This window comes from Nitrococcus sp. (assembly GCF_059432795.1).
The window spans coordinates 1-7,982 of the sequence record NZ_JBXWZQ010000166.1 but is presented as its reverse complement, the minus strand read 5'-3'; the positions used below and the strand labels follow the sequence as shown (position 1 = coordinate 7,982).

At 67.9% G+C, this 7,982-nt stretch carries 7 protein-coding genes; all 7 read left to right on the top strand.

The annotated features are described in order from the left end of the window. Positions 1-1,014, top strand: a 1,014-nt coding sequence (locus AC52Q4_RS11805) for a glycosyltransferase family 9 protein (protein WP_495536993.1), incomplete at its 5' end; no start/stop codon positions are given. Continuing rightward, positions 1,011-2,129, top strand: a complete 1,119-nt coding sequence (locus AC52Q4_RS11800; protein WP_495536992.1) for a glycosyltransferase — start codon at positions 1,011-1,013, stop codon at positions 2,127-2,129. The genes AC52Q4_RS11805 and AC52Q4_RS11800, both read left to right, overlap by 4 nt. Before the next feature lie 69 nt (positions 2,130-2,198). After that, the gene (locus AC52Q4_RS11795; RefSeq protein WP_495536990.1) at positions 2,199-3,398 is read left to right on the top strand and encodes a glycosyltransferase; all 1,200 of its coding nucleotides are present in this window, start codon (positions 2,199-2,201) and stop codon (positions 3,396-3,398) included. Next, positions 3,370-4,563 (top strand): glycosyltransferase, encoded by a 1,194-nt coding sequence (locus tag AC52Q4_RS11790; RefSeq protein WP_495536989.1) that lies wholly within the window; start codon positions 3,370-3,372, stop codon positions 4,561-4,563. Before AC52Q4_RS11795 ends, AC52Q4_RS11790 begins: the two co-directional genes overlap by 29 nt. A 15-nt stretch (positions 4,564-4,578) precedes the next feature. Further along, the gene (gene asnB, locus AC52Q4_RS11785; RefSeq protein WP_495536988.1) at positions 4,579-6,393 is read left to right on the top strand and encodes an asparagine synthase (glutamine-hydrolyzing); all 1,815 of its coding nucleotides are present in this window, start codon (positions 4,579-4,581) and stop codon (positions 6,391-6,393) included. 7 nt (positions 6,394-6,400) lie between these two features. Then, positions 6,401-7,513, top strand: a complete 1,113-nt coding sequence (locus AC52Q4_RS11780) for a glycosyltransferase (RefSeq protein ID WP_495536987.1) — start codon at positions 6,401-6,403, stop codon at positions 7,511-7,513. Positions 7,514-7,524: 11 nt separating this feature from the next. Further along, positions 7,525-7,982, top strand: a 458-nt coding sequence (locus tag AC52Q4_RS11775) for a sulfotransferase family protein (RefSeq protein ID WP_495536994.1), incomplete at its 3' end; no start/stop codon positions are given.

Below are 7,982 nucleotides of genomic sequence, written 5' to 3'. Positions count from 1 at the left end.
TCGGCGATCGGTGATATCGTCATGGCCTCCGCACTCATTCCCGCATTGCGCCGCAAGTGGCCGGACGCTCACATCGCATGGCTGGCCGAGTCGCCGGGCGCGAGTCTGCTCGAGACGAATCCGCTTTTGAATGAGGTGATCGTATGGCCGCGCGCGCACTGGCGTCAGTTGCGCGCGGAGCACCGCTATGCGGATCTGGTGCGTGCATACCGGGGCTTCGTGGGTGAGCTGCGTAAGCGCCGCTACGATCTGGTGCTGGATCTTCAAGGCCTGGCCAAAAGCGGCGTGTGGGCCTGGCTCAGCGGCGCGCCGCGGCGCATCGGCCTGGGCTCGCGGGAGGGCAGTCGGGCATTGATGACCGAGGTGCTCTATGCGCCGCGCGCCGATGCCCGCATCGCATCCGAGTACCGTCATCTCGCAGAATGGCTCGAAATCGACGCGAGCCGCTTTCCCATGGATCTGGTCCTGACCGCGGCCGATCGCCAAGTTGTGCGGGAGCGTTTGGCCAGGCACGCCATCGAGGGCGACTATGCCGTGCTGTGCCCGTTCACGACCCGGGTGCAGAAGCATTGGTTCGAGGCATCCTGGCGTGATCTGGCCCGAGGGCTCGCCGTGCGGTTCGGCTTGGCTTCGGTGATCCTCGGCGGCCCGGAAGAACGCGCGAGAGGTGAGCAGCTCGCCCGCGACGCGGGTGCCCCCCTAATTAATCTCGCGGGTTCCCTGACCTTACGGGAGAGCGCGGCGGCGATTGACGGGGCGCGGCTATTGGTCGGTGTCGATACGGGGCTGACGCACATCGGCACAGCCGCTGGCATTCCGACAGTGGCGCTTTTCGGTTCAACCCGGCCCTACCTCGAGACGGACAGTCCTCTAACGCGCGTGCTCTACGAGGCGCTGTGGTGCTCGCCGTGCCGGCGCCGGCCGATATGCGGCGGCGAGCACAGCTGTATGCGCCTGCATCGCCCGGCACAGGTGCTTGCCGCGGCGCAATCGCTGCTGGAGGCGCCGCGGTGAGAGTGCTGCATGTCGAGAGCGGCCGGCATCTGTATGGTGGGGCGCTGCAGGTGCTGTTTTTGCTGCGCGGTCTGCAGTGCCTCGGCGGCGAGCAGATTCTGGTGTGCGCGCAAGACAGTGCCATCCTGCGAACGGCACTGGCCTGCGCCGATCGGGTACACGGTATCCCCATGCGCGGTGACGGCGATCTCATGCTCATTGCCCGCCTGCGTCGAATCGTGCGCAACGAGCGGCCGGACCTGATTCACCTGCATAGCCGGCGCGGCGCCGATGTGCTGGGCGGCATCGCGGCCCGGCTCGCCGGTGTTCCCGTGATCGTGACGCGCCGTGTCGACAATCCCGAGCCGCCCTGGCTGGTCGGCGTGAAATACCGTCTCCACTCGCACGTAGTGACGATTTCGGAGGCCATACGGCAGGTGCTTTTGGCAGCGGGTTTGCCTCCCGATAAGGTGACCTGCGTGCCGAGCGCGGTGGACAGCGACCTCTATCGTCCGCAGGCGGAGCACGACTGGTTTCGCCGCACATTTGCCTTGGCTCGCGAGGAGCGCACCGTTGGAATGGTCGCACAGTTCATTGCGCGCAAAGGCCACCGCACGTTGCTCGACGCGATCCCACTGGTGCTGCGCCGACATCCGCGCACGCGTTTCCTGCTCTTCGGCAGGGGGCCGGAGCAGGTCGCGATACAGCGGGGCGCCGAGCAGCGTGGTTTGGCCCGGCACGTGGTGTTTGCCGGGTTTCGCGACGACCTGCCGCGCATACTGCCCTGCCTGGATCTTTTGGTGCACCCGGCCTTGCTGGAAGGCTTGGGGGTGGCGCTTTTGCAAGCCGCGGCCTGCGGGCTGCCCGTGGTGGCGAGCCGCGTCGGCGGGATTCCCGAGATCGTACGCGGCGGTGAGAACGGCGAGCTGGTGGCGCCCGGCGACCCGGAGGAGCTCGCGCGCGCCGTCAACCGGCTGCTCGCCGACCGGGCGCTGGCGGCACGCTACGGCCAAGCCGGGCGGCAGCGGGTACTGCGTGGCTTCTCTGTCCGGGCGATGGTCGAGGGCAATGCCGCTGTCTATGCCCGGGTGCTGGGGCGGCCCTTGCCGGCGGGCGCGGCACGGCAAGCACCCTAGCGCTATGGTCGTATTGCGCTGCTCCCGGGCTTCCTCGTCCCGTAACTTGGTAGAGTGATCGCTGTGGTTATGAACGACGCGCTGACTTCGGGGCAGACCGGGTGCTTGGACGCGCGCGCGGGGGAGGCGCGGGACCCAAGCGGGCACCGGCCTCGGCTCGCCGTTTTGCTCGCCGATTTCGGTGACGGGGGCGTCGAGCGCATGCTCGTCAACATCGCGCGGGGGCTCGCGGAAGACGGCGTCCCGGTGGACTTTCTGGTGAAACAGGCAAACCGTCCCTATCTCCCGGCGTTGTCCGGCCGGGTGCGTCTCATTGAGCTTCGCGAGGGCGGCGAGGGCGGGTTGCTCGGGGCGCTCGTCGCCTACCTGCGGGAGAACGGCCCGGAAGTCCTGCTCTCAGCCAAAAGCGCCGATGACCGCCTGGCGATTCAGGCGCGCGCCGCAGCGGGTGCCGCCACGCGCGTCGCGCTGCGTACGGGTACGAACTTGTCGGCCCGGCTCGCGGTGCGCGGCAAAAACCCGCTGCGCTGCTGGCTCGAGCGGCGTCGGGTGCGCCGCCTCTATGCCAAGGCCGATCATGTCATCTGTGTCTCGCATGGCGTGGCCGATGATCTCGCACGAATCACCGGCCTCGCCCGGCAAGCCATTCATGTGCCGCACAACCCCGTGGTCACACCCGAGCTGTTGGCCTCGGCGCGTGCGAGCGCGCCCCATCCCTGGCTTGTTGCCGACCAGCCGGGACGACGGCCCGTCGTGCTCGGCGCCGGGGGGCTGCGGCGGCAGAAGAACTTTCCTTTGCTGCTGCGCGCGTTCGCGAGGCTGCGCCGGGAACAAGACTGCCGGCTGATCATTTTGGGTGAAGGCCGCCAACGGGCGCGGCTGTGCCGGCTCGCCGAGCGGTTGGGGGTGGCCGAGGATGTCAGTTTGCCGGGATTCGTGAGCAACCCGTACGCCTATATGGCGCGCGCCGCGCTGTTCGTGCTCTCCTCGTACTGGGAGGGTTCGCCGAACGTGCTTACCGAGGCCATGGCCTTGGGTACGCCGGTCGTGGCGACGGACTGCCCAAGCGGTCCCCGCGAGATCCTGGACGGCGGTCGTTACGGCGAGCTGGTCGGTATCGACGATGATGCCGCTCTGGCCCGGGCCATGGCCCGGACGCTGTCCCGGCCCCCCGCCGCCGAGCAGCTGCGCGAGGCGGTAAGCCACTATACCCTGGCGTGCAGCACGCAGGAGTACATGGATGCGCTCGGACTTCGCTGCGGTGCCTGAGCGGTCCGAGCCGGGCGAGACCGATCTGGCCCTGTTCGTGGCCACCTCGGGCCACAGTGGCATGGACCGCATCATCGCCAACCTGCTGCCCGCGCTTGCGCGCCTGGGTTTGCGTATCGATCTGCTGCGCATCGATCGCCACGGCCCTTATCTGCCCGGGCTGCCGCGCGGGGTGCGGGCGGTTAGGTTGGGAGCCGCTCACGTCGATACCGCCCTGCCCGCCTTGATCCGTTATCTGCGCCGAGTCCGCCCGTGTTCGTTGCTTGCCGACAAGTATCGGGTCAATCGGGTGGCGCTGTGGGCGAGCCGCCTGGCACGGACCGGAACGCCGGTCGCCGTGCGCGTCGGGACCACCGTGAGCGAGGATCTCACCCAGCGGGGCGGGCTCGACCCCTGGCTGGAGCGTCTTTGGATCCGCTGGCTTTATCCCCGGGCCGCAGCGGTGCTCGCCCCGTCGCGGGGTGCGGCGCAAGACCTCGCGCGGATCGCGCGGTTCTCGGCCGAGCGGGTCAGCGTGGTGCCCAATCCGGTCGTCAGCCCTGATCTGGCGGTGCTGGCCGCGGCCGGGATCGAACACCGTTGGTTCCGAGACGACCAGCCGCCGGTCATTGTCGCCGCGGGCGAGCTTGCGCCAAGAAAAGACTTCAGTACACTCGTGCGCGCTTTCGCACGCGTGCGCCGCCGCCGTAATGTCCGGCTCGTCATTCTGGGCGAAGGCCGCGAGCGCGACAAATTGCTGCGCCTCGCCGGTGAGCTCGGTGTCGCGGGGAGCATGGACCTGCCCGGGTTCATGGCAAACCCGTATCCTTACATGGCACAAGCGGCGGTGTTCGCATCGAGCTCCACGCTGGAAGGGTTCGGTATCGTTCTCGTCGAAGCACTGAGCTTGGGTACGCCGGTTGTCGCCACAGACTGTCCCAGCGGCCCGGTGGAGATCCTGCAGAACGGGCGCTTCGGGTCCCTGGTGCCGGTCGGCGATGACGCCGCCCTCGCCACGGCGCTCGAGCAGGCACTGGACGCGCCGGCGGCGCGCGAGCAGCTGCAGGCGGCGGCGCGGCCTTACATGGTGGCGGCCAGCGCGCTCGCCTATGCAAAAGTGCTCGGCTTGGCGGGGCAAGAGCCAGCGGTTGGCCCGGCCGGCGCTGAGCAACGCGGCGGCGGTTGAACGAAGGACGCGCCGATGTGCGGGATCGCAGGGGTTTTTCTACGCAGTGGCGAGCCGAACGAAACGGCGCTCGCGCGGGCGGCGCGTCGCCTGGGACACCGCGGTCCGGATGCGCAATGCCTTTGGCTCGGTCCGCGGGTCGGTCTTGCCCACCGTCGGCTCTCGGTCATCGATCTCAGCAGCGGCCAACAGCCCATGGCCATCCGCGAGGGTGCGCTGCAACTGATCGCCAACGCCGAGATATACAATTTCGTCGAGCTGCGCCAGACGCTGGAAGCGGCGGGTCACTGTTTCACCACACGCTCCGATGTCGAGACGATTCTGCACGCCTACGCGGAATACGGGCTCGGGTTCGTGCGGCATCTGCACGGCATGTTCGCCCTTGCGCTCTACGATCGGGCCCGTGAGCGGCTGGTATTGGCGCGCGACCGCCTCGGCATCAAGCCGCTCTACCTCGCCGCCGACGGTGCCGGCGTGGCCTTCGCCTCAGAGCTCAAGGGCCTGCTGCCTCTGCTCTCGCATCGCCCCGAGGTGAACCCGATCGGGCTGATTCAATATCTGCAGAACCAATTCAGCAGTGGCGCGCATACCATCCTGGAGGGGGTCGAACGCCTGCCGCCGGGTGAGCTGATGGTCATCGAGCAGGGGCGGGTCGCGCAACGTCGCCGTTACTGGTCGGCCACCGATGTGGCGACCACTGAGATGAGCTTTGCCGAGGCGAGCCGGCGCTTTGACGAACTGTTCGTGCGGGTGATGACCGAGCACATGCGCTCGGATGTTCCCTTCGGGCTGTTTCTCTCCGGCGGGGTGGACTCCTCGGTGCTGCTGGCGCTGCTGAGCCGGCTGCAGGGGCAGGGCGTGGCGACCTATTCCGTGGGTTTCGATTCCCCTGGAATGATAAACGAGTTGCCGTTCGCGGCGCGCAGCGCGCAGCGCTACGATAGCCGGCATCACGCGTACGCGCCATCCAGCAAGGGGCTGCTCGCCCTGCTGGCGAGGTCCGTCTGGGCAGGCGACGATTTGATGCGCGATTACGCGAATTTGCCGGTGCTCTATCTCGCCGAGCGGGCCGCCCACGGTCTCAAGGTGGTGTTCTCGGGCGAGGGCGGCGACGAGGTCTTTGCCGGCTACGGGCGCTATCGGGTCAACCGCCTGGAACGCTGGCTCAAGGCCATCGGCCGCGGGGGAACGGGCGGGTTCCGGACCTCGACGCTGCTGCGCGGCCGAGCCGGTAGCGCGCTACTCGGCGAGGCGCTGCGGGAGGTGCGCCGAGAGGCGCGGCGACCGTTTATCGAGGCCTGGCAGGCGACGCCGAGCCATTGGTCCGATCTGCAGCGTATGCAGTATGTCGATCTCACGACGGCCTTGCCGGATAATCTCCTCGCCAAAGCGGACCGCATGCTGATGGCCTGCGGGGTGGAGGGGCGCTTGCCGCTGGTCGACCATCGAGTCGTCGAGTTCGGGTTGGGACTACCCGACCGGCTCAAGGTCCAGCGCGGGCAGGGTAAGCACTTCCTCAAGCGCTGGGCCGAGCGTTTCATCGACCGCGAAATGCTGCAGGCGCCGAAGCGGGGCTTCCACGTGCCGGTTCGGCGTTGCTTTGATGATCGGCTCGCGTGCCTGCAGCGCCGCCTGCCGGCGAACCCGGCGGTGCGCGAGTGGTTTCGCCCTGAAGGCGTGGCGGCGCTGCTCGCTCGCGATGTCGCCCGGGGATACCTTGGCCGGCCCGGCTTCGCCGTGCTGCAGTTCGCGCTCTGGCACCGGCTGCTGATCGAAGGCGAGGGGCGCGACCCCGGCTTGTGCGCCGACCCCTTCGAGCTCTTGACCTGAGGTGAGCATGGAGGCGCAACGCCAGCCTTTGGCCGTCATGTTCTCCTTCTCCGGCGAGGGGGGAGTGGAGCGCATGATGATGAATCTGGTCGAGGGCTTCGCCGAGCGCGGCTGCCGTGTGGACCTGCTGGCGCTGGGAAGGGCCGGCTCGGCACTGAACGGCTTGCCGGTCGGCGTGACGCCTATCGATCTCGGCGTATGCCACAGTACGCTGGCGGTGCCCGCGCTGACGCGCTACTTGCGCAGGCGCCGTCCCCTGGCCTTGCTGGTGGCAAAGGACCGGGCCATCCGCAGCGCGGCACTGGCGCGGCGGCTTGCGGGGGTGCCCACGCGCTTGATCGGTCGGCTGGGTACCAACCTGTCGGCCTCTCTCGAGGGGCGGAGCTGGATCAAGCGTCAGTGCCGCTATCTGCCGATGCGCTGGTTATACCCCATGGTCGACGGCGTGGTAGCGGTCTCCGAAGGCGTGGCGCAGGATACGTGCCTGATCACCGGCTTGCCCCGCGAACGGGTGGCGGTGGTTCACAATCCGGTCGTGAAAGCCGGCTTATACAAAGCGGCGCGTCAGCCGATCGACCATCCGTGGTTGCGCCCGGGTGAGCCGCCGGTGATTCTGGGTATCGGCCGGCTGACTCGTCAAAAGGGTTTTCCGACCTTGCTGCGGGCGTTCGCGTGCCTGCACCGCGAGCGCCCTTGCCGGTTGCTCATCCTGGGCGAGGGGCGTGAGCGTGATCGGCTGCAGTCCCTGGCCGAGGCGCTTGGGGTGGCGGAGGCCGTGCAGATGCCCGGCACCGTGGCGAATCCCTATGCGTATCTGCGACGAGCGGCGCTGTTCGTGCTCGCCTCGTTGTGGGAGGGTTCGCCCAATGCGCTCACCGAGGCGCTGGCGTTGGGCACGCCGGTGGTGGCGAGCGATTGTCCGAGCGGGCCGCGGGAAATCCTGGCCGGGGGGCGCTACGGTCCCCTGGTGCCGGTAGGCGATAGCGACGCCCTCGCCGGTGCGATGAGCGCGGTCCTGGACCGTCCGCTCGCCGCGCCATGTCTGCAAGAGGCGGTGAGCGGTTATACGCTCGAGGCGAGCACCACGGCGTACCTCCGCATTCTGGGCATTGAACGTTGACCCTCGCGACTATGCTGATCTCCTACACGCATCGATTTATGTTCGTGCATATCGCCAAGACGGGAGGAAGCAGCATCCGGGCGGCGCTACGGGGTTACCGCTGGGGTTGGCCCTACACCGCCCCGCTGCTCCTGTGTCATCTGATGAGCCAAATGACCCGTCCGCGGCATATCCTGGGGGTCAAATTTCCCCGCCACGCCAAAGCCATTGCGGCGCAAGAGATGCTCCCCTCGCGGTTCTACGAGTCACTGTTCAAGTTTACCGTGGTGCGCAATCCGTGGGATCTCCAGGTGAGCTCCTATCATCATCTGCGCCGCGAGCACCCACGGTTGGTCGACGGGGCCGAGAGCTTCGAGGCCTTTCTCGAGCGCAGGCTCGATCCGCAGCGCGGGCGTGAGGATTTGCTCGATATTTCGCAAGCGCTGCAGTCGGATTACGTGCTCGACCTGCGGGGCAACCTGATCGTCGA